Annotated in this window: 26 protein-coding genes; 14 read left to right on the top strand and 12 right to left on the bottom strand. The window is 42.3% G+C overall.

Features of this window, described 5'->3' with window-relative positions; translation table 11 throughout:
- Positions 1–13 precede the first annotated feature (13 nt).
- From VHA01S_RS16405 to pspF, 6 genes are all read right to left on the bottom strand, one after another.
- Positions 14–802, bottom strand: a complete 789-nt coding sequence (locus VHA01S_RS16405; RefSeq protein WP_023405461.1) for a peptide ABC transporter ATP-binding protein — start codon at positions 800–802, stop codon at positions 14–16.
- Entirely contained in the window at positions 799–1,794 is a 996-nt protein-coding gene (locus VHA01S_RS16400) for a peptide ABC transporter ATP-binding protein (protein ID WP_023405460.1), read from the bottom strand. The genes VHA01S_RS16405 and VHA01S_RS16400 overlap by 4 nt, the downstream gene beginning before the upstream one ends.
- Positions 1,794–2,681: an ABC transporter permease subunit gene (locus tag VHA01S_RS16395; protein WP_023405459.1), complete on the bottom strand. Its 888-nt coding sequence runs from the start codon at positions 2,679–2,681 to the stop codon at positions 1,794–1,796. Before VHA01S_RS16395 ends, VHA01S_RS16400 begins: the two co-directional genes overlap by 1 nt.
- Complete coding sequence (locus tag VHA01S_RS16390) at positions 2,668–3,630, bottom strand: ABC transporter permease (protein WP_023405458.1); 963 nt, start codon at positions 3,628–3,630, stop codon at positions 2,668–2,670. The genes VHA01S_RS16395 and VHA01S_RS16390 overlap by 14 nt, the downstream gene beginning before the upstream one ends.
- On the bottom strand, positions 3,630–5,252 hold the full coding sequence (locus VHA01S_RS16385; RefSeq protein WP_039971235.1) for an ABC transporter substrate-binding protein: 1,623 nt from the start codon (positions 5,250–5,252) through the stop codon (positions 3,630–3,632). The genes VHA01S_RS16390 and VHA01S_RS16385 overlap by 1 nt, the downstream gene beginning before the upstream one ends.
- Positions 5,253–5,341: 89 nt before the next feature.
- Positions 5,342–6,331: a phage shock protein operon transcriptional activator gene (gene pspF, locus VHA01S_RS16380; protein WP_023405456.1), complete on the bottom strand. Its 990-nt coding sequence runs from the start codon at positions 6,329–6,331 to the stop codon at positions 5,342–5,344.
- Between the two features lie 342 nt (positions 6,332–6,673).
- Here pspF and pspA point away from each other — a divergent pair, with 342 nt between their 5' ends.
- The 3 genes from pspA to pspC are packed head-to-tail and all read left to right on the top strand — an operon-like array spanning position 6,674 to position 7,959.
- Positions 6,674–7,333: a phage shock protein PspA gene (pspA, locus tag VHA01S_RS16375; RefSeq protein WP_023405455.1), complete on the top strand. Its 660-nt coding sequence runs from the start codon at positions 6,674–6,676 to the stop codon at positions 7,331–7,333.
- A gap of 15 nt (positions 7,334–7,348) precedes the next feature.
- Positions 7,349–7,579 carry an envelope stress response membrane protein PspB gene (gene pspB / locus VHA01S_RS16370; RefSeq protein WP_023405454.1) on the top strand — a complete coding sequence of 77 codons (231 nt, stop codon included), beginning with the start codon at positions 7,349–7,351 and terminating at the stop codon, positions 7,577–7,579.
- The gene (gene pspC / locus VHA01S_RS16365; RefSeq protein ID WP_023405453.1) at positions 7,576–7,959 is read left to right on the top strand and encodes an envelope stress response membrane protein PspC; all 384 of its coding nucleotides are present in this window, start codon (positions 7,576–7,578) and stop codon (positions 7,957–7,959) included. The genes pspB and pspC overlap by 4 nt, the downstream gene beginning before the upstream one ends.
- A gap of 109 nt (positions 7,960–8,068) precedes the next feature.
- Here the strand turns inward: pspC and VHA01S_RS16360 are convergent, their stop codons facing one another.
- Positions 8,069–8,740: a hypothetical protein gene (locus VHA01S_RS16360; RefSeq protein WP_023405452.1), complete on the bottom strand. Its 672-nt coding sequence runs from the start codon at positions 8,738–8,740 to the stop codon at positions 8,069–8,071.
- 538 nt (positions 8,741–9,278) lie between these two features.
- Here VHA01S_RS16360 and VHA01S_RS16355 point away from each other — a divergent pair.
- From VHA01S_RS16355 to VHA01S_RS16335, 5 genes are all read left to right on the top strand, one after another.
- Positions 9,279–9,980 carry a VC0807 family protein gene (locus VHA01S_RS16355; RefSeq protein WP_023405451.1) on the top strand — a complete coding sequence of 234 codons (702 nt, stop codon included), beginning with the start codon at positions 9,279–9,281 and terminating at the stop codon, positions 9,978–9,980.
- 270 nt (positions 9,981–10,250) lie between these two features.
- Positions 10,251–11,285: an efflux RND transporter periplasmic adaptor subunit gene (locus tag VHA01S_RS16350; RefSeq protein ID WP_023405450.1), complete on the top strand. Its 1,035-nt coding sequence runs from the start codon at positions 10,251–10,253 to the stop codon at positions 11,283–11,285.
- Positions 11,282–12,376, top strand: coding sequence for an efflux RND transporter periplasmic adaptor subunit (locus VHA01S_RS16345; protein ID WP_023405449.1), 1,095 nt, complete (start codon positions 11,282–11,284; stop codon positions 12,374–12,376). Before VHA01S_RS16350 ends, VHA01S_RS16345 begins: the two co-directional genes overlap by 4 nt.
- Positions 12,373–15,477: an efflux RND transporter permease subunit gene (locus tag VHA01S_RS16340; RefSeq protein WP_023405448.1), complete on the top strand. Its 3,105-nt coding sequence runs from the start codon at positions 12,373–12,375 to the stop codon at positions 15,475–15,477. The genes VHA01S_RS16345 and VHA01S_RS16340 overlap by 4 nt, the downstream gene beginning before the upstream one ends.
- A gap of 90 nt (positions 15,478–15,567) precedes the next feature.
- A complete protein-coding gene (locus VHA01S_RS16335; protein ID WP_023405447.1) occupies positions 15,568–16,119 on the top strand; it encodes a DNA-3-methyladenine glycosylase I in 552 nt (183 codons plus the stop codon).
- Between the two features lie 22 nt (positions 16,120–16,141).
- Here VHA01S_RS16335 and norR read toward each other — a convergent pair whose 3' ends face one another.
- The gene (gene norR / locus VHA01S_RS16330; RefSeq protein WP_023405446.1) at positions 16,142–17,698 is read right to left on the bottom strand and encodes a nitric oxide reductase transcriptional regulator NorR; all 1,557 of its coding nucleotides are present in this window, start codon (positions 17,696–17,698) and stop codon (positions 16,142–16,144) included.
- A gap of 202 nt (positions 17,699–17,900) precedes the next feature.
- On the opposite strand from norR, the gene VHA01S_RS16325 reads away from it, so the two are divergent.
- From VHA01S_RS16325 to VHA01S_RS16310, 4 genes are all read left to right on the top strand, one after another.
- Positions 17,901–18,671, top strand: a complete 771-nt coding sequence (locus VHA01S_RS16325; RefSeq protein WP_039971230.1) for a ferredoxin--NADP reductase — start codon at positions 17,901–17,903, stop codon at positions 18,669–18,671.
- A gap of 316 nt (positions 18,672–18,987) precedes the next feature.
- A complete protein-coding gene (norV, locus tag VHA01S_RS16320; protein ID WP_023405444.1) occupies positions 18,988–20,460 on the top strand; it encodes an anaerobic nitric oxide reductase flavorubredoxin in 1,473 nt (490 codons plus the stop codon).
- Between the two features lie 10 nt (positions 20,461–20,470).
- The gene (gene norW / locus VHA01S_RS16315; RefSeq protein WP_023405443.1) at positions 20,471–21,613 is read left to right on the top strand and encodes an NADH:flavorubredoxin reductase NorW; all 1,143 of its coding nucleotides are present in this window, start codon (positions 20,471–20,473) and stop codon (positions 21,611–21,613) included.
- Positions 21,614–21,866: 253 nt separating this feature from the next.
- Positions 21,867–22,481, top strand: a complete 615-nt coding sequence (locus VHA01S_RS16310) for a hypothetical protein (RefSeq protein WP_023405442.1) — start codon at positions 21,867–21,869, stop codon at positions 22,479–22,481.
- 62 nt (positions 22,482–22,543) lie between these two features.
- Here the strand turns inward: VHA01S_RS16310 and VHA01S_RS16305 are convergent, their stop codons facing one another.
- Both VHA01S_RS16305 and VHA01S_RS16300 read right to left on the bottom strand, forming a co-directional pair.
- On the bottom strand, positions 22,544–22,783 hold the full coding sequence (locus VHA01S_RS16305) for an RNA recognition motif domain-containing protein (RefSeq protein ID WP_023405441.1): 240 nt from the start codon (positions 22,781–22,783) through the stop codon (positions 22,544–22,546).
- A gap of 60 nt (positions 22,784–22,843) precedes the next feature.
- Positions 22,844–23,341, bottom strand: a complete 498-nt coding sequence (locus tag VHA01S_RS16300) for a hypothetical protein (protein WP_023405440.1) — start codon at positions 23,339–23,341, stop codon at positions 22,844–22,846.
- 125 nt (positions 23,342–23,466) lie between these two features.
- Here VHA01S_RS16300 and VHA01S_RS16295 point away from each other — a divergent pair, with 125 nt between their 5' ends.
- Positions 23,467–23,685: a VF530 family protein gene (locus tag VHA01S_RS16295; RefSeq protein WP_021713097.1), complete on the top strand. Its 219-nt coding sequence runs from the start codon at positions 23,467–23,469 to the stop codon at positions 23,683–23,685.
- A 63-nt stretch (positions 23,686–23,748) separates the two neighbouring features.
- Positions 23,749–24,141, top strand: a complete 393-nt coding sequence (locus tag VHA01S_RS16290) for a ribosome recycling factor family protein (RefSeq protein ID WP_039971227.1) — start codon at positions 23,749–23,751, stop codon at positions 24,139–24,141.
- A 13-nt stretch (positions 24,142–24,154) separates the two neighbouring features.
- Here the strand turns inward: VHA01S_RS16290 and VHA01S_RS16285 are convergent, their stop codons facing one another.
- Both VHA01S_RS16285 and VHA01S_RS16280 read right to left on the bottom strand, forming a co-directional pair.
- Positions 24,155–24,574 carry a GNAT family N-acetyltransferase gene (locus tag VHA01S_RS16285; RefSeq protein WP_023405438.1) on the bottom strand — a complete coding sequence of 140 codons (420 nt, stop codon included), beginning with the start codon at positions 24,572–24,574 and terminating at the stop codon, positions 24,155–24,157.
- A 134-nt stretch (positions 24,575–24,708) separates the two neighbouring features.
- Complete coding sequence (locus VHA01S_RS16280; RefSeq protein ID WP_023405437.1) at positions 24,709–24,999, bottom strand: putative quinol monooxygenase; 291 nt, start codon at positions 24,997–24,999, stop codon at positions 24,709–24,711.
- Positions 25,000–25,269 lie beyond the last annotated feature (270 nt).

Genomic DNA, 25,269 nt, shown 5'->3' with positions numbered 1-25,269 from the left:
AGTGTGATTGGTATTACTTCGAATAGTTTGGCGCTTTAAAGAAGTGATTATCCACCAGCTTTTTAGTAATAGGGTGCGCAGGATCTGAGAGCACTTGCTGGGTATCACCAGCCTCTACCACTTCACCGTTTGCCATCACCATTACTTTATCTGAAATGTGCTTAACAATGCCTATTTGTTGGGATACATAGATAAATGACAGCCCCATTTCGTCTTGCAGTTCTAATAATAAATTGATGATCTGCGAGCGCATCGCCATGTCTAAACCGTTGAGCGCTTCATCGGCAATGATGATCGATGGTTGCAAAATCAATGCTCTGGCAATACAGACTCTTTGCTTTTGTCCTGCAGCTAACATTTGCGGATAAAAATAGGCATGTTCAGCCAGCAGACCGACTCGTTTTAAGGTGCTAATGACTCGTTTTTTGCGCGCCTCTGGCGTCATGGCGGTGTTTCTTTTAAGCGGCCCTTCTAAAATTCGCCCAATTTGAATGCGCGGATTCAGTGAAGAGTTGGGATCTTGAAACACGACTCGAATCAGCTTACAACGCGTGGAATAATCTTTGTGCTCAAGCTTTTCGCCATTCACAAAAATTTCACCTGAGCTCGGCTCAATTACGCCTGCAATCATCTTGGCTAAAGTGGATTTCCCCGATGAGTTTTGTCCAATTAACGCTAAAGTTTGCCCCGGCTCTAAGGTAAAGCTGACAGGTTTTACCGCCTCAAAATGTTGTTTTCTAAACAAGCCATAACGGTTAACAAAAGTTTTGCTTAGGTTTCTCACCTCTAATAATGAGCTCATTCAACAACCTTAGTATTAAGAGGGAAGTGACAGTTGTACTTGTGGCCCTTTTCTTTTTTAGAAAACGGCGCTTTGACGCATTTGTGTTGCGCGTAAGGGCAGCGAGGTCCAAGGCGACAACCAATCGGCAAATGCTGCAGCGGTGGAATACTTCCCGACAGAGATTGTAACTTCTGTTTGTGCGGAAGACGGCCACTAAAATCAGGAAGTGCTTCAAGCAGGGCTTGAGTGTACGGGTGCTTAGCGCCGTTCATCAAGCGTTCAGTTGGCGCAGATTCGACACTTTGTCCACAATACATAACCGTGATTTTTTTCGCCCACTGAGTAATGGCGGCAAGATCATGCCCAATCAAAATAATGGTCGTGTTGTGAAGTTGATTCATACGGCTGAGTAATTTTAAAATTTGCGTCTGTGTAATAGGATCAAGGTCATTAGTAGGTTCATCGGCCACCAGAATTTTAGGCTTAGCGGCAATGGCCATAGCGATCATTACTTTTTGACACTCACCATCGGTTAGCTCGTAAGGGTAACTGCGCATGATTCGTGAGTGATCTTTAATACCTACTTTATGCAGTAGGGCAATTGATGTCTTTTTGCGCCAACCCCAACGCTGCCAAAGTTTGCCTTGGAAAGTGCGTGAAGGAATCGATTCGGCTAACTGTTGGCCGACACGTTCACTAGGATCAAGACAAGTGGATGGCTCTTGAAAAATCATCGCAATTTCACGCGCAATGACTTTACGTCGCTCTTTGGGCTTGAGTGCCAACAAGTCGACATCGCCCAGACGCATTCTATCGGCCGTAATTTTCCAGTTGTCTTTTGCCAGTCCAACAATGGCTTTTGCCAATAGACTTTTACCTGAACCGGATTCACCCACCAAGCCACGAATTTCACCTTCGTTGATAGTGAGGCTCATGCGGTCTACTGCTTTAACAATACCTTGTGGAGTTTCAATTTCAATGGTGACGTGTCTAAAGTCTAAAACTGGCATTATTCGACTCCCGCATTTAAGGCATCACGAATGCCTTCACCAACAAGGTTGATATTGATTACGCTGTACATAATAGCCAGTCCTGGTAGTACTACTGTCCAAGGCGCAAGATAGATAAGCTCTACCGAATCGCCTAATATCGCGCCCCATTCGGGGCTTGGTGCTTGTGCACCTAAGCCTAAAAAGCCTAGTGCGGTGATATCAAGAAGCGCGACGGTTAAGGCAAAGGTAAATTCTGCGGTAATGGGTGCTAAAACGTTGGGTAGAATGGATACGGTCAGTAAATACCAGTTATCAGCACCATCGAGTTTTGCCGACATGATGTAGTCTTTTTCGACTTCAGCATGAATGGTTTGATACACACTACGAATAAATCTTGGGATCAGTGCCAGACAAATAGCCATCATAATTGAGGTCATGCCGGTGCCTAAAAAGGCCACAAAAATCAGCGCCAATAATAATGAAGGGATCGACATTACGGTATCTAAGATGTGGTTTAGGATACTGGACAGTAATCCTTTGGTCATTCCGGCTAATGCGCCAATAAAACAACCAATAAAGGCGGCGATTAAGGTAATCGAGATCGCTGAGCCTAGTGTAATTTGTGAGCCCATTAATAGGCGCGATAAAATGTCGCGCCCTAAATCATCGGTGCCAAGGAAATATTCAATGCTGCCTTCTTTTGCCCAAGAAGGGGCCTGCAGCAATACCGACGATTGCGCCAACGGATCGTGAGGCGCAATAAGCGGTGAAATTAACGTAATGATAAAGATGAAACCAAGGTTCCATAACCCAAACATCGCTAAATTATTGCTTCTGAAGTGACGCCAGAAACGTTCTCTTTGCGTGGGTATGCTCTCTTCGAGATAAACGCTAGTGTTTAGCATACCATTCCTTTCTTGCTAGTGGATTAATCACAGTGCCAATCAGCTCTGATAAAATTTGTGTCGCCAATACAAAACTGGCAACCACCATTACGCCTGCCTGTATCGAGACGTAATCACGATTGGCAACCGCATCCAGTAACCAACGGCCAATGCCCGGCCAGTTAAAAATGGATTCGGTAATGATGGCAAAGGTCAGCATGCTTGATAGCTGAACGCCTATCAGTGGAATGATAGGGGGGATCGCATTTCTCAAGACATGTTGCAGGATGATCTCTAATTGGGACAAACCTTTAATGCGTGCCACACGAATGTAATTTTTACCGATGACGTCGGCAACTGAGGCGCGCATCAAGCGAATAAAATGCGTAGTGGGTGCCAAGGCGAGAACTAGAGCGGGTAAAATTAAATGCATGACAACGCTGGCAAAGGCGGCTTCTCGATTAGGGCTATTACTTAGCCATGCATCAATCATGGCAAAGCCGGTAATGTGCGGAATGTCGTACAAAAGGTTATAGCGACCTGAAATAGGCAACCATTCAAGGCGCAGTGAAAATAGCATCACCAATAACAGTGCCACCCAAAATAAAGGCGCTGAATATCCTGCCATAGAAAAGAACGAAATTAATCTATCTGACCATTTATTCTGTCTTACTCCGGCAAGTGTTCCCAACGGTAAACCTATGCACAATGCCAAAATGAAAGCAAAAAAGCATAATTCTAATGTAGCTGTGAATACGGCTTTAACTTCTTCAAATGCAGGTTGTCCTTGCGCGGTAGTGCCAAAGTTTAAATGGCTGATCTCTTGTAAATAAAGCGTCCATCCTTGCCAAAAATCAGAAATGGCCCAAGGTGAAGTAGGGTCTAGACGTAAAATGCTATAGCCCACTAAGGTTAAGATCAGTAATGTGATGATGAATAAGTTTAAACGTCGAACGGCGTAAATAAACACTATTTTCTCCTCTCAACGTTTTCAAAACTCAGGGTATTAAATGGGTTCTCGTTAAAGCCCTTTAATGTTTTGTGTTTTGCTCTAAATTGCATACCGTGCGCAATAGGGATAATAGGGACTTCTTCATCAAGCAAGTTTTGTGCTTGATGATACAAGTTCAAACGATAACGTCTTTGCTTGGTTTCTTTAGCCAAATCAATGATGGAATCAAAGTCGGCATTACACCAAGACGCAATATTTACCGTAGTATGATCGGCGTTGCATGATAATAGTGGTCTGAAAAAGTTATCAGGGTCGCTAGTATCGGCGCTCCATCCAGAAAGAATTAAATCCGCGTCAGCGATGCTTTGAAACGTTGAGCGCTCATCTAAGAAAATTTTCAGTTTTACACCAATATCGGCAAAGTTGGATTGAAGCAATTCAGCGACTTTTCTCGGGCTTGGATTGTAAGCGGTAGGTTCAAGGGATACCCACATAGAAAGCTCCAGTCCGTTGGCATAACCCGCGTCACGAATCAGGGCTCGTGCATAATTCCGGTCATAACGAACTTGTGACGAATTTTTCTCATACGCCCAAGATTCTGGAGGCAATATTGAATACGCGGGTACGCCATAGCCGTAATAAACTGAGTCAATAATAGAGTCACGGTTGATGGCAAGGTTCAACGCTTTACGCACTCGGCTGTCATGGAGCGCTGGGTTTAAAGTACGCAAGGCGACAAACGCCACGTTCATACTAGGATAGGCCTGTAACTCAAGATCTGGGTGCGCTTGAATGGTTGGAATTTGGCTTGAACGTGGTGAAAACAGTACGTCACATTCATTACGCAATAACTTTGCCAATGTGCCAGTGCCACGCGAGGTGATATCTAGAACCACTTGCTTCATTTTAGCAGGGGAGCCCCAAAAGTCAGGGTTACGACGTAAGCGAATAAAATCATTCACGCTAAACTGATCCAGATAAAAAGGCCCCGTCCCAACTGGGTAACGATCTAGGCGTTGTTTTTGGTCAATTTTCATCAAATTATTGGCGTATTCGGCAGAGTGAATGCTGGCATAAGTAGTCGAAAGATTAGACAAAAAGGTGTTGTCAGGCTTATTGAGTTCAAAGACTACAGTGTGCTCATCAATGGCGATAACGTCTTTTAAAATGTTTTTAAAGCCGATGGCGTCAAACCAAGGATAGTGACCGCCACCAACGTAGTGGAACGGATGATGGCTATCAATGACACGCTTGAAGGTAAACACTACATCTTGTGCATTAAATAAACGCGTTGGGGTAAACCAAGACGTGGTTTGAAATGAAACGTCTTTGCGTAAGTTAAATTGGTAGCGAGTCCCCGTTTTATCCACACTCCAACTGCTAGCGAGCATTGGCTCTAACTTAGAATTAAGGTTAGAAAAATGAATCAGGGTATTGAAAATTTGCGGCGCAACGGTATCCGCCGCTAAGTCGTTATTCACTAACTGAGGATTAAAAGAGCTTGGTGTGCCTTGACCACAAAAAATGAAACCATCTTGTTTTATCTGATTAGAAACGTTGACTTCTCCACAGCCGGTTAGGGCTAAGAAACACGCTCCTAGAAATCCAAGTTTCAGTTTTTTCCAGATATCCGTCTGCATATTCTGACGTACCATTGATTGCTCTTTGAAAATGAACTGCATAATTTAACACTTCTATCCTGTAAGCTCCATTAGGTTAACGCTTGATCTTAAACCATTTTGTACTTTCTGAGCATTCCTCGAAACTGATGATAACTCAAGCCTAGCAGACCTGCGGCTTTCTTTTGATTATGTTGTGCTTGTTTTAACGCTTGTTTAAGCAACTCTATATCTTGTGTTTGTTGCCAGTTTTTATAATCAAGAGGCAAAGAAAATATTTTATTTTCAATATCTTGCTGATTTGGCGTCGTATGACGCTTATCTTCAATGGTGGCAAGCGCTTGAAAGGGATTGAAGATAATCTCTGCAATAGGCTGGCTTGGCTGAGGATTTAAATAAACCGCACGCTCAATCACGTTTTTTAATTCACGAACATTCCCCGGCCATGGGTAATCGAGCAACTGTTGCTGACATTGCGAACTAAAACCTGCAAACAGAGGCAGTGCAAGTTCTTGGCACATACGCAGGGCAAAGTGCTCAGCTAGCAATAAAATGTCGTCTTGGCGTTGCTGTAAACTAGGCAGATGAATCACATCAAAGGCGAGTCGGTCGAGAAGATCATGGCGGAAATCACCTTGCTTGGCCAGTTGCAAAAGATTGACATTGGTGGCACAAATTAAACGGACATTTGATTGTAAGGTTTTTCTACCCCCAACACGCTCGTATTCTCCGTATTCGATCACTCGTAGTAATTTCTCTTGTACTGAAGTAGGCGCAGTTGCCAGTTCGTCGAGAAATAAGCTGCCACCTTCCGCGCGTTCAAAGCGGCCTAAGTGTTTACCGGTTGCGCCAGAAAATGAACCGGCTTCATGACCAAACAACTCCGAATCAACAACGCCTTCATTTAACGTGGCGCAATTAAGGCTAACTAAAGGCTGGTCCCAACGCTTGGAAAGATAGTGCAAACGCTGGGCGATGAGTTCTTTGCCTGTTCCTCGCTCACCCATAATTAAAACAGGGCGCTCAATAGGCGCTAACTTTGAGACTTTATCTAATACAGCCAGAAAAGGGCTCGATTGTCCAATGAGTGTCTGCTTCATTTTATGCCTGTTGGTATTTTTCACCGATTATTGGTTAATAATTTACTATTTGCCTTCAAAGTCAAAATATTTCGTGTTGCATAACACAGAGTGGGATCTGGATTGGGTTTATGAGTGGTTTTGTATATCTCCCATAATCACTAGCGTTAACGTGTTGTGTAGATCATATTTGAGTAAAAGAGAGTCAAGCAAAAGGGGTCAGATACAATTTGGCATGATATTTGGATAGTCAAAGATAGTAGAGGCAATTGGGATAGTTAACGTAGAACGTCAATATTACATCGTGATGTTTTACTACTGACACTTTATTGCTGTGTTCACTGTAGATTAAGGAGAACCAAAATGAGTATATTTTCTCGTTTTGCTGACATCGTAAATTCAAATATCAACTCTTTGTTAGACAAAGCCGAAGATCCAGAAAAGATGATTCGTCTTATTATTCAAGAAATGGAAGATACTTTAGTTGAGGTGCGCACCAACTCTGCAAAAGCGTTGGCAGAGCGTAAAGATTTGCAGCGACGTATTATCCAAGTTGAAGAGCAAGTAGGGGATTGGCAACAAAAAGCTTCGTTGGCATTGAGTCGAGAAAGAGAAGAGTTAGCCCGCGCGGCATTAATTGAAAAACAGCGCATGAGTAAAGTGCTTGCGTCTTTGCAAACCGAGCAAACATTGCTAGACGAGACCATTACTAAATTGAGTGATGAAGTGGGCAAATTGGAAAACAAAATCAATGAAACCCGAGCCAGACAATCAGCGCTGGTTATGCGTCAAAATACTGCCAAGAGCCGCAAAGATATTCAACAACATTTGCACAATAGCCGCACCAAAGACACTTTGGCTAAGTTTGAGCAGTACGAACAAAAAATTGATCGATTAGAAGCTGACGCCGATAGTTATCAAATGGGCCAAGAATCAAACTTAGACGATCAGTTTGCCCAACTGCAAGCCGATGATGAGATAGAAAAAGAACTGCAAAAAATGAAAGATAACGTTAATAAATAATTATTAGGGGGTTAGATGTCTACAGCACTGATCACTGTACCACTGAGTGTATTTTTAATTTTTGTTGCGCCGCTTTGGCTAATACTGCATTACAGAAGTAAGCGTAAATTAAACCAAGGCTTATCCGAAAGCGAGCGAGCGCAGCTGCAACAGTTATCGCAAAAAGCGGTCACTATGAAGCAGCGAATTGAAAACCTTGAAAAAATATTAGACGCGGAATCGCCAAACTGGAGATCCGGACAATGAAAGGCTTATACAGAGACACACACAAAGGTAAATTGACCGGTGTATGTGCAGGCATTGCGGCTCGATTTGGCTTTGAAGTTTGGGTTGTGCGGATATTATTTGTTTCGGCAACTCTGTTAGGAGGCGGATTTTTAATGATATTGGCGTATTTTGCCACTAGCTTGATGTTAGAGAAACAGACTCCGCAGATATTTCAGACCAGACAACAACAGTTTGATCATCAAATGAAGCAAAAACCCTGGCAATCAGGTCGTGCGCCGAAAGAGTTATTAAGCGTTATGGAGCAAGACTTTTCCGAGATGGAAGTCACTTTGCGTGACATGGAAGCATTTGTTACTTCGGATTCTCGTAAAACGCATGCCGAATTTCGTAATTTGTAAGTGAGTCGCGGTTACATTTCAGGACTAGGCAATCAATAAAAAAGCGACAATCATGAATCATGATTGTCGCTTTTCAATAGTGTTCTCTAAATAGTCTTAGTCAGTAAGATTATTTTGCTGTTAGAGAGAATCCGTCAACACGAACTTCAGTTTGTTTACCGATGTTGCCATCCATGTTTAGAGCAGATTTATCAGCAAGTTTTAGCTTAGCAAAGACAGTTGCTGAAGTGTTGTTGCCAGAGTTGAATGCAACAGTCACTTGTTTGAATGATTTTCTGTCAGCGTGAGGGGCATCAGATAGGTCAGCTGCGCTCACTGTTTTTTCTTCAATAACTTTACCGTTGATGCCTTCAACACCTGCGATCAGTTCAGTTGGAGACATTGCGCCTTTTCTGTCTTCAAAGTACAAAGAGAAAACGTAATCGGTGTTAGCAGATAGGCCGTTTACTGTTTGTAGTAGACCAGGAGTTGCAGAGAAGTCATCGTTTGCACTTACAAAGCGAAGACGAGCAGAACCTTCGTCTGATTGGAATGCAGAAACTTTAGAGCTACCTACATCGCCTAGGCCTTCACTTTTGTTTGCGTCTTTAACCCAAACATCACTTTTACCACTGTTAGCACGGAACTCACTAATTTGTGGATCGACGATTAGATTGTCACCAGTTGCCATAGCTGTTGTTGCCGTTGCTTTTGCTGGAGTCGCGCTAGGAGCGTTGTTACCTTGAGTTGCACAACCTGCTAATAGACCTGCGATAGCTAGTGCTAGATACATTTTTTTCATAATCTTTTCTCACTCATTAAGTGTGTTCTTTATTTGATGACGAAAAGATTACAATAATATTGTATGAGTTTTTGTGACTGACAAGACAGTTTTGTAAGGGAAAATGGGTCGAATAGTCACAGGATGGCATATGTCAAAGTTTAAACAAGAAGTGGTAAATTAACCGCATTTGGCGGTTGTTCATGTTTAAATTATCCTGTATGTGAGTGAATTTTGGTCCAAATAAATGGTTTTTGATTGAGTTTTGATTGAGTTTTGATCGATATGTGAAAATGGCCGTATTTGCTTATTTAAAATGTTCACTTTATGTCGCTTTATTGCTTTTTGGTTATTGGTCCATTGAGGTTATAGACTGAAATAGCAGTGATATGATAGAAAATATGAGTAAATGACTGAACTGTTGATCTTCAATGTGAAGCTCTGATGGCTTGCGCATTTTTTGTTACGATTTTTGAACTTAAATACTTTACATTTACAACAACCCAAGGAACAATCCTTCACCATTTAATAAGAATACTGTACCTGAGATGGGTAAATTATGAGTAACGTGAGTAAAAAGAAATCAAATCCACTCTTTGAGATCCTGTTTAATGTCTTTATCCCTTCATTTATTTTAATGAAGTTCAGTGGAGAAGAACATCTAGGCACTGTGTATTCACTGATAGTGGCGCTGGCTTTTCCTGTTGCTTACGGTGGTTTGGAACTGATTCGAGACAAAAAGTTTAACTTTATCTCAGCTTTAGGTTTTGTCAGTGTCCTTTTAACTGGCGGTATCGGTTTACTTGAATTAGATACGCAGTGGTTAGCGTTTAAAGAAGCATTAATCCCTGGGTTAATTGGCATCGCAGTACTTGGCTCGACATTCACTCGTCATCCATTGATGCAAAAGCTGGTGTTTAATAAATCGATTTTGAATCTGTCTCTGATTGAAGAGCGTTTAAAAGAGTCGGGGAATGAGCAAGCATTTGACCGCTGTTTGATGAACTCAAATTACTTTTTTGCCAGTACTTTCGCCTTCTCTTCGATAATGAATTATGTGCTAGCCACTTACATTGTGACCAGCCCTGCCGGAACTGCGGCTTTCAATGAAGAGTTGGGTAAATTGACTCTATATAGTTATCCAGTGATTGCTATCCCAAGCATGTTAATGATGTTGGGTATTTTTTATTATATTTGGCGTCAAATCCGTGCAATGACCGAGTTGAAAACTGAACAAATTTTTCATCAAGCTGAGTCTTAGACAGTAAGCTTAAAAGCTATCGTGCAACGATAAAATGGCCATACTTATGTATGGCCATTTTTTTGCAGTCCATAGTGGATAGACAACATCTTAACTATTTATCTTCCAATTCTACTTTTTGCCTCTCTTTCGTCTGACATCGATTCTATGTAAAGCCAAATCACTCACCGCCACGCAGCAAAAAAACAAAAAAGAAATAACACTGCAACCTAGATATAACATCTTGATACATATATGATTACTCTTAATGTCGCTGAATAAGGGAATATTATGCGTACTAACTGGTTTGTTGTGCTCTTTGCTGTGTTTGGCACTGTCGCCTGTGGTGAAAAGCAAGCCACCATTTCGGAACCTGAGTCTCGTCCGGCTAAATTTCTTACAGTTTCTGTAGGAGATAAAAGCTTTGAACGTATCTTTCCGGCTAGCTCGGCTGCTGGAGATAGAGCGGTGCTGGCTTTTAGGGTTCCTGGTGAGCTATTGGAACTTCCTGCAATCGCAGGATTAGAGGTGAAAAAGGGCGACGTGCTGGCCGTGCTTGACGACCAAGAATATAAGCTGCTTCGCATGCAAGCCAAAGCGAACTATGACCTTGCAACGGTGCAATTTGATCGAAGTAAAAAACTGATTGCCGATAAAGTGGTGTCAGAGCAAGAGTTTGATCAAGCTAGAGCAAAACATAAATCTGCTAGAGCAAATTACGATCAAGCCTTAGCCAATTACAGCTATACCAAACTGATAGCCCCATTTGAAGGCACCATCTCGCTGATTAACATCGATAATCACGAGTACGTTGCGGCAAAACAAGGGGTGATGAATATTCAATCAAACGAGTTATTGAAAGTCATCTTCCCACTGCCAGATTCTATGTTAAATAGCTTTGATCAAAATACTGCGACGCAGTCGTACATGGTATTTGATTCATTTCCAAATCAAAAATTCCCACTGACTTTTCAAGAAATTGATACTGAGTCGGATAATTCTACCGGAAGCTACAAAGTCACCATGATTATGGAGCGTCCAAAGGATTTGGGAATATTGCCGGGTATGTCAGGCAATATTCATATGACGATACCGAGAACCAAACCTTCACAACTCCCCCAAACCTCATTATTCGCCTGTGGCGATCAACAATGCGTTTGGCGAGTAAAACAAGATTCAACAGTAGAACAAGTGACAGTCTCACTTAGTTCATTAGGTGCGGTAGTGTCAGGGCTTAGTGATGGCGATGAAATCATTGTCTCTGGGGTAAAAGAGCTCAAATCAGGGATGAAGGTGAGAGAGTGGATCAAGGAGAGAGGTTTATGATGAGCAAAATAAACAGGCTTGGTCGAGTTTGTCTATTGGCTGCGCTTGCCATTGCGTTAGTAGGTTGTGAAAAAGCCGTAGTCGAACCAATTCAACATGTATCGAAAGTTGAAGTGTTGCAGTTGGGTAAGCCAGAAGCCAGTGACCGCATTTATTTTCCTGCTGTAGCACAAGCGGCGTTGCGTTCGCATCTTAGCTTTCAAGTCTCTGGAGAAATTTCAGAGTTAGTCGTGAATGAAGGGGACAGAGTAAAAAAAGGTGATTTGCTTGCTCAACTCGATCCGCGCGATTTTAAAATTGCGGTGGATAATACAAGAGCCAGTTACGCCGCGATAAATAGCCAGTACAAACGTTCTAAACCTCTAGTAGCGAAAGGCTTGCTCGCTCAATCCCAATTTGATGAATTAGCCGCACAAAGAAGCATCGCCTTAGTTGATTTAAAACTGGCAGAGCTGTATCTCAAATTTACCACCTTAAAAGCACCGATTGATGGAATTATCTCACGGGTGAATGTTGATCGTTTTGAAAACATTCAGGTGGGACAACAGATCGTAAACATTCACAGTACCGACGACGTAGAGGTGTTGATTCAAGTTCCTGATCGTTTATTTGTACATCAGCCGACTCAGCGTGATTTACGTAGGGTGACGGCCAAGGTCAAAGTTGAAAGTGGCAATGTGTATGATGCCAAAATCAAAGAATTTACCACCGAACCTGACCCTGCCACCGGTACTTATAACCTGACTTTAATTATGCCAATGCCAGACAATGAAATTATTTTAGATGGCATGGCGTTAGAAGTGACCGCGAAAAGCAGTGATGCCGGGTTAAATGTGAGCTTTGGTTCAGATATTCCCCTTAGCGCTGTGGTGAATACCGATGGTGACTCTCTTGATCGTAGTGAAACCTACGTTTGGGTATTAGAAGGGAATAAGGTCCGAAAACAGCTCATTAAACTGGGCAAAATGCGCGATAAAACGGTACAAGTTATCAGTGGTCTACAAGGCGCAGAACAAATTGTCGTCAAAGGCTTATCGAAACTACGAGAGGGATCGGTAGTGGAAGTGATTAAGAAGGAGGCTGTTCTATGAGCCAGAATAATCTAGAGCAGCAAAATGATGATGGCAGCAAGGGAATCGCAGCCTACTTCATAAAGAATAAGGTGATCAGTTGGATGATCTCCTTAATCTTCTTTTTTGGTGGCATTGCGTCTTTCTTTGAACTAGGGCGCTTAGAAGATCCGGCCTTTACCATCAAAGATGCCATGGTTGTCACTAGCTATCCGGGAGCGACTCCGCAACAAGTAGAAGAAGAGGTCACCTATCCCTTAGAAAAAGCCATTCAGCAATTAACTTATGTAGATGAAGTCAATTCCATCTCTAGCCGTGGTTTATCACAAATTACGGTAACCATGAAAAACAATTACGGCCCTGATGATTTGCCACAAATATGGGATGAATTGCGCCGTAAAGTTACCGATTTAGAGGGCAGTCTTCCGCCGGGAGTGAATACGCCATCGGTAATTGATGACTTTGGTGATGTGTATGGGGTACTACTTGCCGTGACCGGAGAAGGGTATTCATACAAAGAGCTGCTGGATTACGTTGATTATCTGCGCCGTGAGCTTGAGCTAGTGGATGGCGTCAGTAAAGTCGCAGTTTCTGGGGATCAACAAGAGCAAGTCTTTATCGAAATGTCGATGAAGCGTTTGAATACTTTGGGTATTTCCCCAAGTACTGTCACTAACCTTTTGAATACGCAAAATACTATTTCGCCTGCGGGTGCGGTGGTGATCGGGGATGAATATATTCGCATCCATCCTACGGGCGAATTTAAAAACGTGGAACAACTGGGTGATTTAATCATCACCGATTCAGCCAAAGAAAATTCAGGGCTTATTTATCTGCGTGATGTGGCTGAGGTTAAACGCGGCTACATTGATGTACCCGTTAACATCGTTAACTACAACGGAAATTTTGCGCTCAACATGGGCGTATCCTTTAATGCGGGTGTCAACGTTGTAGACATCGGCAAAAAGCTAGACGCGCGTTTGGCTGAGCTGAAGTATCAGCAGCCAGTGGGTATTTCCATTTCGGAAATATACAGCCAACCTAAAGAAGTCGATAAATCGGTCAGTGGATTTGTGGTGAGTTTAGGGCAAGCGGTGGCGATAGTGATTATTGTACTGCTGTTCTTTATGGGGCTGCGCTCTGGGCTGTTAATTGGTTTGATTTTGCTAGTGACAGTACTGGGCACGTTTGTGTTCATGAAGTATTTTGCCATCGACTTACAACGTATCTCTTTGGGTGCATTGGTTATCGCATTGGGGATGCTGGTGGATAACGCCATTGTGGTGGTGGAGGGCATATTGGTCGGCACGCAGCGAGGGCGAACACGCCTACAAGCGGCAACTGATATTGTCACTCAAACCAAATGGCCGCTACTGGGCGCGACTGTGATTGCAGTTACCGCTTTTGCGCCAATTGGATTATCTGAAGATTCTACCGGTGAATACTGTCGAACCTTATTTACGGTACTGCTGATCTCTTTAATGTTGTCTTGGTTTACTGCCATTTCATTAACCCCGTTTTTTGCGGATATGTTCTTTAAAGGGCAAAAGTTCAAAGGCAATGCCGATGATGACCCATACAACGGCTTTTTGTTTGTGTGGTACAAGAAGTTCCTAGAGTTTTGTATGCGCAGAGCGTGGCTGACGATGGGTACCTTAGTGTTGGCACTGGCGGCCAGTATTTATGGGTTTGGTTTTATCAAGCAAGCCTTTTTCCCATCCTCAACCACGCCGATGTTTTTATCTGATGTTTGGTTACCCGAAGGCAGCGACATTCGTGTGACTAATACCAAGCTAAAAGCCATTGAAAGTTGGTTATTACAACAAGACGGTGTAGAAGCGGTGACTACGACTTCGGGCAAAGGTCTGGCTCGTTTCATGCTCACTTATACACCAGAGAAAAGTTACGCCGCTTATGGTGAAATTGTCACTCGCGTTGAAAGCTATGAAGTGCTGCACGACATCATGCAGAAATACCAAGATTATGTGTCTAATCACTTCCCCGAAATTGATTACAAGCTTAAACAAATTGAGCTCGGGCCAAGTGGCGGGGCAAAAATTGAGGCGAGAATCATAGGCTCTGATCCAACGGTTATGCGAGGCATCGCTGCGCAAGTGGTGGATATTTTAAATGCCGATCCGGGGGCTACGGGTGTGCGTCATGATTGGCGTGAACGTACCAAAGTGATCGAACCTTTATTTAACGAAAGTCAGGCTCGTCGTTACGGCATTAGCAAAAACGATATGGATGACTTTTTGCAGATGAGTTTCTCGGGCTTAACGGTTGGGGTGTACCGCGATGGCACAACCTTAATGCCAATTGTGACTCGCCTTACGGAAAAAGAGCGTATCGACTTTAGAAGCATTGAAGGTATGAAAATATGGAGTCCGGTGCTTAACGACTACATTCCATTGCAGCAAATCACGTTAGGGAATGAAGTGCGTTGGGAAGATCCTTTGATTGTGCGTAAAAACAGAAAGCGCATGCTGACCGTGTTTGCTGATCCCGATATTTTAGGTGATGAAACTGCTGCGACCCTACAAGCCAGAATCCAAGGTAAGATCGAAGCTATCGAAATGCCACCAGGTTACAGCTTAGAATGGGGCGGAGAATATGAGTCATCCAATGAAGCGAAAGGCTCATTATTTTCCAGCATGCCAATGGGTTATCTGTTCATGTTCTTAATTACGGTGTTCTTGTTTAACTCCGTTAAAGAACCTTTGATTGTCTGGTTAACCGTGCCACTGGCATTAATTGGCGTAACCACCGGCTTGCTGGTGCTTAATACGCCATTTGGCTTTATGGCGCTACTTGGCTTCTTGAGCTTATCGGGGATGTTACTTAAAAATGGCATCGTGCTTATCGATCAAATTGAGTTGGAAATGAAGTCGGGAAAAGAGCCTTACCTTGCTATTGTAGAAGCGGCGTTAAGTCGTGTACGTCCGGTATGTATGGCGGCAATTACTACCATTTTGGGTATGATTCCACTGCTTCCGGATATTTTCTTTAAGCCAATGGCAGTAACCATCATGTTTGGTTTAGGCTTTGCAACGGTACTGACGCTTATTGTTGTGCCGGTACTGTATCGAATGTTCCATAAAATCGATGTTGTGAAAGCGTAATCGTTCAATAAGCGTTATTCTTTTAAAGGCTGGCAGATTGTCAGCCTTTTTTGTAAAAGGAAGAAGACAATTTGTGAAAGGGGCAAGGTAATGACGCGATGTTTTTGGTTAGATGAAAGTAAGCCTGATTATGTGGAATATCATGATAAAGAGTGGGGCGTTCCTGTTTTCGACGATAAAGTCTTCTTTGAATTTTTAATTCTAGAGTCAGCGCAAGCAGGATTGAGCTGGTACACCATCTTAAAAAGGCGTCAGGGCTATCGAAAAGCATTTGCAGATTTTGATCCCGCTATAGTGGCGACATTTACGCCCGCTAAAGTAGAAGAATTGATGCAAGATAGCGCGATTATTCGTAATCGAGCCAAAATAGAAGCCGCCATCAATAATGCGAAGCTGTTTCTACAAATCCAAGCTGAATATGGCAGTTTTAGCCAGTTTATCTGGGGGTATGTGGACAATAAACCTATCGATGTTCGTGCGAAAGGGGATACACCGCTTGCCACCTCGGCGCTATCCGATCAACTTGCCAAAGATTTGAAAAAGAAGGGCTTTAAATTCTTAGGTAGCACCACCTTGTATGCATTTTTACAAGCGACAGGTCTTATCAATGATCATGATCTTGATTGTCTCTGCCGCTCATAATTAAGGCGTGTACTTAGCTAGATTATTTTAAACCGAGTCGTTTCATTAAGCGGTGTAAATTTCCAGGGTTGAGACCCAGTTGTTTGGCGGTAGCACTGAGTTTTTGTTCGTTGGTCAAATAGGCCGATTGGATTAATTTCATTTGAAATTGCTCAGTGGCCTCTTTTAGCGGTAAGTCTTGGAACTGTTCGACAGGCAGTAGCGGCGCATCACTGGGCGCGCTTATTGCTGTGTTTGTATTCGATTCAGTCAGATCAGAATGAGCAAACTGAAAATGATGTGCTTTTAATATTAAATGCGGGGCATTACTTTCTGCTTTGGCAATAACACTGGCACGATTGATGGCGTGCTCAAGTTCACGTACATTCCCTTCCCAAGGATTGTTTTGCAGTAAAACCAATACGTCACCATCTAATGTAATGCTAGAGAGATTCAGTTTGTGTTGGCACTGCTCGGCAAAAAAGCCTGCTAATAAAATCACATCTTTTTCTCGGTCGCGCAATGGTGGCACAAAAATTGGGAATACACTTAAACGGTGGTAGAGATCGGAGCGGAAATTACCTTCTTTAACTTCCTCATGCATGGTGCGGTTAGTCGCGGCGATAATGCGCACATCGACTTTGATATTGCTGTCGTCACCCACGCGCTGGATATCACCATATTGCAACGCACGAAGCAGTTTTGCTTGTAGCGCCAACGATAATTCGCCTACCTCATCAAGAAATAACGTACCTTTGTTAGCAAGTTCAAATTTACCTTTACGATCACTAATGGCACCAGTAAACGCCCCTTTAATGTGTCCAAATAACTCACTTTCGGCGGCTGACTCAGGCAAAGCTGCACAGTTAAGATAGACAAAGGATTCATCTTTGCGATTTGATTGCGAGTAAATAGCGTGCGCAACCAACTCTTTACCCACACCCGTTTCCCCCATGATCAGAACCGATAAATCAGTATTGGCCACGGCAGAGATATGAGATTTAAGTTCAATAATCCCTTGTGACTGGCCAATGAAATCCAGTTGTGCGTATTTGGCTCTCTTGCTTTTAGGTGCTGAGGTTACGCCAATGTTTTCTTCCAACTTTGCGACCAACAGGGCCGTGTGCAAACTATTGGCGGCAAGCGCACTGATCAAACGAAAATCATCATCTGGAAAATCATTAAATTGAGTCGGGTCAAAGGCATCTATGGTGACTGCGCCAATTAATCGGTCTTCTTGAAACAGGGGTAAACCGATGCAGGAGTGTACTTCCAGTTTTTGCGCGTGGTTTGGAATGAGGGCATCGTATGGGTCGGGAAGATCACTGTCCGGTGGAAAGCGCACAATATCACCGGCTCTTGCAATAGCTTCAAGCCTTGGATGCTGTTCTATGTTAAAGCGGCGACCTAATACATCTTCACTTAGGCCGTTAATCGCAAGAGGAATAAAGTTTTGTTTCTGAAACAATAACAAGGCAGCTGCATCACATTGCAACATATCTCGTATGGTGACAAGTAGACGTTCAAAGCGGTCTTGCTCTGATATCCCAGAAGTAATATCGCGCGCAACTTGTATCCATTCACTTTTATATTGTGCCATTAAACGTTATTCCTTAATTATTATTTTGTCAGTATAACAAGGTTTTGTCATTTAGATATAGCAAAGTCTGTTATCATAATGACAAGGAAATAAGGTGCGCAAATTTAACGCATTGAATTTTAAGTATAAATTTTAGTTGGCATACTTATTGCGTATGTTTGTACTAAGTTTAATCGAATAAAATCAACAGAGGTGAGGCGTGATGACTCCACATATTGGGTTTGTTTGTGGTTCAGTAGTTTCAAGAGTGGACTGGACAGCACGTTTATTTTCATTACGAGTTAAAGTTGAAGGCTTGTCATATGTGGCAGGTCAATTCACTAAACTAGGTATGTATGATAATAGCGGAGAGTTTCTACGTAAGGCGTATTCTATCGTGAACTCACCTGAAAACTATTACGCAACCGGCGAATTAGAATTCCTTATCATCGCCGATCCTGATGGCGCATTGTCGCCAAATTTACATACACTCTATTCCGGTGATCAAGTGATGGTTGGCGAACAGTGTGCGGGCTTTATGACCCTAGAGGAAATTCCATCACAAGCGACCGAACTGTGGTTGATTGCAACAGGGACGGGGATTGGTCCATATTTCTCTATGCTGCAATCTGACGAGTTTCCTGATCATTATACCGATGTGGTACTAGTGCATGCAGTGCGTTACGAAGAAGATTTAGTCTATAAAGAAGTGGTGTCTGCGCTGCAGTTAAAGTATGGAGAAAAATTCCAATACATCCCAATTGTTTCTAGAGAAGAAGTTCCAGGTAGTTTGCAGGGCAGAGTGCCGCATTTAATTGAGAAGCGCATTTTAGAGTCTCATGCAGGTCTAAAGCTAGATATGGATAAGAGCTTTGTCTATTTGTGTGGTAATCCTGCAATGGTGCGAGACAGTGCCCAGAGTTTAACGGATAGGGGATACAATAAGCACTTAAGAAGAAAGTCTGGTCACTTCAGTTCAGAGAACTATTGGTAAATAGATGACTTTTTAATGTTTAGCACCTGTCATAATCACTGACAATGGCAGGTATTCACGTTTAAAAAACGCAGCAGCCTTAACTTATGTTAAGGCTGCTGCGTTTTTTTTTGTTGGATGCCAAATTGATGCTGTTCATGATTGTCATATTTACAATTCTTATCAAAAAAACAATGAATACTAGTTGTCAATAATACAATGAAAACAATGGGTAAAATATAAATACCTTATTTATCAACACCTTAAAAAGTTGGCACGCTTAATGCTATTACAAGAGTAATTCTAATTTAAAAAATATAGCAACAAGGCATATAAAATGACTATTCATGTAAAAAATAACGTTCACTGGGTTGGCCAACGCGACTGGGAAATTCAAGAATTCCACGGTACAGAATTTAAAATGACGAAAGGTACGAGTTACAACAGTTACCTTATCCGCGAAGAAAAAACAGTACTAATCGATACTGTTGATCATCGTTTCAGTCATCAATTCCTACAAAACCTTGAAATGGAAATTGATCTGAACACTATCGATTACATCGTAGTTAACCACGCTGAAGAAGATCACGCTGGTGCATTGGCTGCATTACTTGAGCGTATTCCGAACACTCCTATTTACTGTACTGAAGCTGCGATTGATTCAATTGTTGGCCACCATCATCACCCTGAGTGGAACTTCAACACAGTTAAAACAGGCGATAGCTTAGATATTGGTAACGGCAAGCAACTTGTGTTTGTTGAATCTCCAATGTTGCATTGGCCTGACAGCATGATGACTTACCTAACAGGCGATGCAATCTTGTTCAGTAACGATGCATTTGGTCAGCACTACTGTGATGAGCACTTGTTCAATGACGAAGTTGACCAAGCTGAATTGATGGAGCAGTGCTTACGTTACTACTCAAACATCCTAACTCCATTTAGCAACCTAGTAATTGCTAAAATTAAAGAAGTTCTAAGCTTCAATCTACCTGTAGATATGATTGCAACTTCTCACGGTATTGTATGGCGTGAAAACCCTGTACAAATCATCGAGAAATACTTGGAGTGGGCTGATAATTATCAAGAAGATCGCATTACTATTTTCTATGATTCAATGTCAAACAACACTCGCATGATGGCAGATGCTATCGCACAAGGTATCCATGACGTTGATCCAGGTGTAGCCGTTAAAGTATTTAACGTTTCTCGCCAAGACAAAAACGAAATCCTAGCGCAGGTTTTCCGCTCTAAAGGTATTTTGGTTGGTTCATCAACAATGAACAACGTAATGATGCCAAAAGTAGCAGGCATGCTAGAAGAAATTACTGGTCTACGTTTCAAACAGAAAAAAGCGGGCGCATTCGGTAGCTACGGCTGGAATGGCGGCGCGGTTGACCGTATCCACTCTCGTTTAACAGATGCAGGTTTTGAAACTGTTGCTGGCCTTAAGAGCAAATGGCGTCCAGATGGCAAAGCAATGCGCATTTGTCGTGCACACGGCCAACAAGTGGCAAAACAATGGGCTCTACATGAATTAAACGTTCAACCAATGATTGTTGAAGAAGCAGAAGTTCAACCATTGTCTGTAGCAGTACCAGCGGCTAAGCCAGCAGCTGCAGCTCAAGAATCTCACGGCGATGATTGCCAATGCATGATTTGTACAGTTTGTAACTGGGTATACGATCCAGCAATCGGCGAACCAAACCAAGGCGTAGAACCAGGTACAGCATGGAACGACGTTCCAGATTACTTCCTATGCCCAGATTGTAACCTAGGCAAAGACGTTTTTGCTGTACACAACCGCTAAGGGGACTGTTATGAATCCAATTACTATCATTGGTAGCGGCTTTGCCGCTTACCAACTTGTTAAAACACTGCGCCGTTTTAATGCAGAAGTGCCTATCCGCGTAATTACTGCTGATGAAGGTCATGATTACAACAAGCCAGATTTGAGCCATGTTGTTTCAAAACAACAATCGCCAGCAGATTTAATCACTGCTACAGCAAGCGAGTTTGTAGAGCAGCAAAACATTGAATTGTGTGCAGAGCACTTTGTAAGCAACATCGATACTGAGCAAAAAGTAGTAGTAGCAAACGACAACAGTTTTGCTTACTCAAGTTTAGTATTAGCAACGGGTGCAAAACCTTTTATGCCACCTATTGAGGGTTTAAAAGAGAGCCAACCTATCACGCTGAACAGCTTACAAGAGTTTGCTCAATACGAAGCGCGATTGAATAAAGCTGAATCTGTGATGGTAATTGGTGGCGGTTTGATCGGTGTTGAGATCAGTATGGATCTTGCATCTGCTAACAAAAAAGTGACATTATCTGAGCCAAGTGCTCGTTTAATGTCCAACCAATTGCCTGAGCTTATTGCTTTGAAGCTTGATCAATCGATGAGATCAATGAATGTTGACCTGAAATTAGGTCAAGGCGTGAAACAGGTCTCAAAAACTGATGCAGGTTTTGTGTTATTGTTAGACAACGGCGATGTAGTCAACGTTGATGAAGTAATAGTTTGTACCGGCTTGATTTCAAACACTATTTTAGCGAAAGATGCGGGTATATCTACTAATAGAGGGATTTGTGTGGATGATGCCATGCAAACGTCTTGTGAAGATATTTACGCACTGGGTGATTGTGCCGAGCAGAATGGCCAAGTAAGAGCCTATCTTCAACCAACCGTTATTAGTGCATCGTCATTAGCGAAAACGCTACTGGGTGAACGTACCTCTGTGGTACTACCTAATATGATGGTTAAGGTAAAAACACCTAGTTATCCGATTCAGATTGGCGGCACAACTTTAGAACGTGCTGTAAGTCGTTGGAACCTAGATGTACAAGCTGATGGTATTGTAGCAAAAGCATTTAATGAAGAAGACGTGATGATCGGATTCGTTGCTACAAAAGAAAAAACCAAGCAAGCCTTTCCACTGTTAAGGGAATTGTCCACCCAGTAATAATTTGGTTTTAAAAGCACTTACAACAATGTTGTGGGTGCTTTTAGTACTACTAGATGTTGCACCCACTATCAAGTTCACTCAAATCAGTGAAGGTTTGTCGAGATATGGGGTATGTTTTGACTGTTTTGCAAGTTAGTAAATCTAAATGAATGAACTAATAATGGTTTGAGACGAGGGTGTAATATTTAGCAAGTACGATTGACCTATTACCTGATGACGTATATTTACGTTGTTAAACAAGGACTTGCTCATGTCAATTCACACTTTTAATCAACCACCTGTTCATGATGCCAAAACTAAAAACGATGTTGTTCTCGATTTCAGCAACGATACCCGCGTACGAGTAGGAGCCGGTGTTGGCACTATTGCTGTTGGCTTTGTCACAATGGCTTTCCCTTTAATACCTCGTGAAATTTTCATTCAACTCTTCACTATTGGCCTATCTAGTATGGCCGTTGTTCTTATGCTCCTTCTTTCTACCGGTGGTTATTCATTACAACAAGTGGTGAATGCGAAAGGGTTTAAAGGATACGCAGCCTTAATTGTATTGTTATTTGCAGCCGCTTACGCGATTAACTTATCTTCAGACCACGCCCTGTTTATGATTGCGGCTATGGTTATCGGTTATTTTCTATTAGATGAAGTGTCTACCATTGTACGAACTGTACGCCAACGTAGTGTTAAATGCTTAGTGTTGCCCGCTATAGATCTTATGGTGACATTGATTTGTTTAGCGATGCTTATTAGTGGTTTGTCGGTTGATGGTGTATTTGTGGTGAGTGCGGTATTAGGACTAAAAGTTGTGCTACTGGGCTGCTCTGCTGTATTAACGCTTTCTGAACCAAATAGCAGTAGTTTTTACTAAGTAATTGAATGCAAATAAAAACGCCAGCTCATTGTGAGCTGGCGTTTTTTATATCAACCGTGCTAGTTTTTAGCGAGTTTGACGCGTATTTTGCTTTTTTGCACTGTGCTTTGGTCAAGTGCTGTTATTGCTGCTTTAGCTTGTTCTGCGTCTGGCATTTCTACGAATGCAAAGCCCTTAGAAAGCCCTGTCTCTTGATCGAGGACTAGGTTGCATACGGACACTTCACCGTGCTCGGTAAATAGAACACGAATTTCATGTTCAGTCATTTGGCGTGACAGGTTACGAACTAAAAGTTTCATCTTTGACCTTAATAAATTGATTCGAGACGGATTGTCTCAGGTTAATCTGCGAATACCAAGTTAAAATCCACCCGCCCATGCATCGTACTCTTGTATCGCTTTCTTTTCAGCCTTTGTTAAAGGTGCAGGGTAGTAAGGTAGCAGTAATAATTTTTCTGAAGGTAGCAGTTGCCAGTCAGGGGTGATTTTATGGCGATGTAACGTACCTTCGATACGCAGGTACATAAAATAGCCATCTGTATGCGTGTTAGCATAGCTTGCAATAATACCGACAGTGCCATTGGGCAATTTTACTTTACGCCCCAAAGGAAAGAGTTGGTGCAGGGCAAAGCTGACTTTTGCATCTTGCAGTATTCCTTGTTTAAAACGTTGCAGTCCAATTGCCGTTGAGGTTGAACGGTGTGTCCATCCGGCCAGAAATAACCCAGTTAAAGTATCGACGAAAGGTTTACCTTTGTGTTTGCCTTCGTTGCTGATGAACTGCACTGTCACGGAATCACCTTGTTGCTCGATGATTTCAAGAAAAAGTTCTCCAGTTTTGTCTGCGAGTAATTTCATGGGATAGGCCAACTTAACGTTATGTGTATCAGAAAGTGCGCATAATGACGAATTTTGATTGCATCGTCTTTGATTTAGAGTCACATTGTGCACAATTTTAAAAAATCCTTAAACGGACATTGATTATGACACAGCAACAACCCAACAACCCATTACACGGGCTTTCTTTAGAAAAAATCTTAGTTCGATTAGTTGAGCATTACCAGTGGAGTGGTTTGTACGCCGAAGTGCGTGTGAATTGTTTTAGTAATGATCCTTCGATTAAGTCATCGTTGAAGTTTTTAAGAAAAACTCAATGGGCGAGAGATAAGGTTGAAGCGCTATATATCAGTACCTTTAGTTAAGAACTCTGCTCTTAATAACGATCTTAATTGCGCTCAAGTTACACTGTCACTCAATGGTGGTTTGTGATTGATACAACTATAAACATTTCACTGCCTTCTCTAATACACAGAGTAGGCGGAGATGCGGTACAAGAAGCAAAGTTATTGGCACAGCAACACGCTTGCCAATTAAAAAGGGTGCGTCGCAGTCGTAATTGGATGATCAGTGGTGAGGCATTGCAGATACAGGCGTTTTGCCAGTGTATTAATACGCTGCATCCTGAATCGCTAGCATTTATGATTCGAAAAATTACACCTGCACTGCAGTTGCATCAAGATAAGTTGGAATCTCCGCAACAGCGCTTGAAGCGGTTGTTAGTTGAAGATCCAAACATGACCTTATCTGAATTGATGGAACTGACTCAATGCTCGCTGGTGGAAGCTCGCCGAGCTAGATTTGACGCTGATGATTTATAGCGTATATCTAGGTTTAACGCTGAGCCTTGGGCATGTTTAATACCATTTTAAAATACGCCACCTCGCTTTTATAAAAGCGCTCTCCCTCGGTGTGCATGTCAAATCTATGGTAGAAATCGAGCGCCGATTCACGGGCATCACACCAAAATACATCGATATTGTGCTGGGTTAAATACTCAATAATATGGCGGATCATTGCCGTGCCAATGCCTTTGCCTTGCTCTGAGGGCAAGGTGGCAAACTTGCGCAGTCTAGCACGGCTGTCGGTGATAAATACCGAAGCTACGCATACCAGTTGTTCGTTTTCAAATGCGCCAAAGTGTATGCCCAGTTCATCATCTTCTACCTGACAAAACTCTATTGGCTTATTTGGCCAAAGCACTTGATGACGTATAGCTAGGGTAGAGCTGGCGCTGATTTGACGGATTTGCATAGTGTTGGTGGTACTAAGTAGAGGGTGTATTTGGGCTAAAGTTAACAAATACTGTTAATAGAGTCTATAAACAAAAATCCCAGAGTATGTAAGCTCTGGGATTATATTTTACTAGTTGTTGCCTATGAGCAGTATTAGCCAATATGAGTCATTTCATTCACTTCGAATGTCTCAATAGCTCCTTCGGTAGCCGTTACGAAATCCGCTAGGTGTTGAGTGTTCATGTGCACTTGCCATAATTCACGAGATGCCCAGTTTTCGAAAAATAGGAAATGGGCTGGTTTTTCATTGTCTTGATGAAGATCGTAGCTAAGGCAACCTTCTTCTGCGCGAGTAATATCGATTAGTTTTAATAGCTCTGATTTGATCAGCTCAACGTTATCCTGTTTAGCGATAATGTTAGCCACGATGGTTAGCTTAGTCATGATGTACCTTATATTGTGTTAATAAACCGGTCAGATAATTGTGCCATGATTCTATTGAGATATTTCAGTGGATATTAAGTTTGACACTTTTCTCTGGCGATATTTCACGGCTTGCTTTTGTTCTAGCACATGAAAAAGCCTAAACTCATCATCGTTGAGATATTCATGATGGTACCCTTCAAAAAGGAAGTGGGTGCCTTTAAATATGGATATTTCGAGTGAAAGATAAAAGCGTGTCTATTTTATACCAATCGTACTAAATAACTGGTC

This window comes from Vibrio halioticoli NBRC 102217 (genome assembly GCF_000496695.1).
In the GTDB taxonomy this organism is placed as follows: Bacteria; Pseudomonadota; Gammaproteobacteria; order Enterobacterales; family Vibrionaceae; genus Vibrio; species Vibrio halioticoli.
This window is presented reverse-complemented; position numbering and strand designations above follow the sequence as displayed.

Coding starts and splice junctions, on each gene's coding strand:
- VHA01S_RS16340 (WP_023405448.1), top strand. CDS start 12,373: ATGAGCCAGAATAATCTAGAGCAGCAAAATGATGATGGCAGCAAGGGA.
- VHA01S_RS16295 (WP_021713097.1), top strand. CDS start 23,467: ATGACACAGCAACAACCCAACAACCCATTACACGGGCTTTCTTTAGAA.
- VHA01S_RS16355 (WP_023405451.1), top strand. CDS start 9,279: ATGAGTAACGTGAGTAAAAAGAAATCAAATCCACTCTTTGAGATCCTG.
- VHA01S_RS16335 (WP_023405447.1), top strand. CDS start 15,568: ATGACGCGATGTTTTTGGTTAGATGAAAGTAAGCCTGATTATGTGGAA.
- VHA01S_RS16400 (WP_023405460.1), bottom strand. CDS start 1,794: ATGCCAGTTTTAGACTTTAGACACGTCACCATTGAAATTGAAACTCCA.
- pspB (WP_023405454.1), top strand. CDS start 7,349: ATGTCTACAGCACTGATCACTGTACCACTGAGTGTATTTTTAATTTTT.
- VHA01S_RS16360 (WP_023405452.1), bottom strand. CDS start 8,740: ATGAAAAAAATGTATCTAGCACTAGCTATCGCAGGTCTATTAGCAGGT.
- pspA (WP_023405455.1), top strand. CDS start 6,674: ATGAGTATATTTTCTCGTTTTGCTGACATCGTAAATTCAAATATCAAC.
- VHA01S_RS16300 (WP_023405440.1), bottom strand. CDS start 23,341: ATGAAATTACTCGCAGACAAAACTGGAGAACTTTTTCTTGAAATCATC.
- pspF (WP_023405456.1), bottom strand. CDS start 6,331: ATGAAGCAGACACTCATTGGACAATCGAGCCCTTTTCTGGCTGTATTA.
- norR (WP_023405446.1), bottom strand. CDS start 17,698: ATGGCACAATATAAAAGTGAATGGATACAAGTTGCGCGCGATATTACT.
- norV (WP_023405444.1), top strand. CDS start 18,988: ATGACTATTCATGTAAAAAATAACGTTCACTGGGTTGGCCAACGCGAC.
- VHA01S_RS16285 (WP_023405438.1), bottom strand. CDS start 24,574: ATGCAAATCCGTCAAATCAGCGCCAGCTCTACCCTAGCTATACGTCAT.
- VHA01S_RS16405 (WP_023405461.1), bottom strand. CDS start 802: ATGAGCTCATTATTAGAGGTGAGAAACCTAAGCAAAACTTTTGTTAAC.
- VHA01S_RS16350 (WP_023405450.1), top strand. CDS start 10,251: ATGCGTACTAACTGGTTTGTTGTGCTCTTTGCTGTGTTTGGCACTGTC.
- VHA01S_RS16310 (WP_023405442.1), top strand. CDS start 21,867: ATGTCAATTCACACTTTTAATCAACCACCTGTTCATGATGCCAAAACT.
- norW (WP_023405443.1), top strand. CDS start 20,471: ATGAATCCAATTACTATCATTGGTAGCGGCTTTGCCGCTTACCAACTT.
- VHA01S_RS16395 (WP_023405459.1), bottom strand. CDS start 2,681: ATGCTAAACACTAGCGTTTATCTCGAAGAGAGCATACCCACGCAAAGA.
- pspC (WP_023405453.1), top strand. CDS start 7,576: ATGAAAGGCTTATACAGAGACACACACAAAGGTAAATTGACCGGTGTA.
- VHA01S_RS16345 (WP_023405449.1), top strand. CDS start 11,282: ATGATGAGCAAAATAAACAGGCTTGGTCGAGTTTGTCTATTGGCTGCG.
- VHA01S_RS16385 (WP_039971235.1), bottom strand. CDS start 5,252: ATGCAGACGGATATCTGGAAAAAACTGAAACTTGGATTTCTAGGAGCG.
- VHA01S_RS16305 (WP_023405441.1), bottom strand. CDS start 22,783: ATGAAACTTTTAGTTCGTAACCTGTCACGCCAAATGACTGAACATGAA.
- VHA01S_RS16325 (WP_039971230.1), top strand. CDS start 17,901: ATGACTCCACATATTGGGTTTGTTTGTGGTTCAGTAGTTTCAAGAGTG.
- VHA01S_RS16280 (WP_023405437.1), bottom strand. CDS start 24,999: ATGACTAAGCTAACCATCGTGGCTAACATTATCGCTAAACAGGATAAC.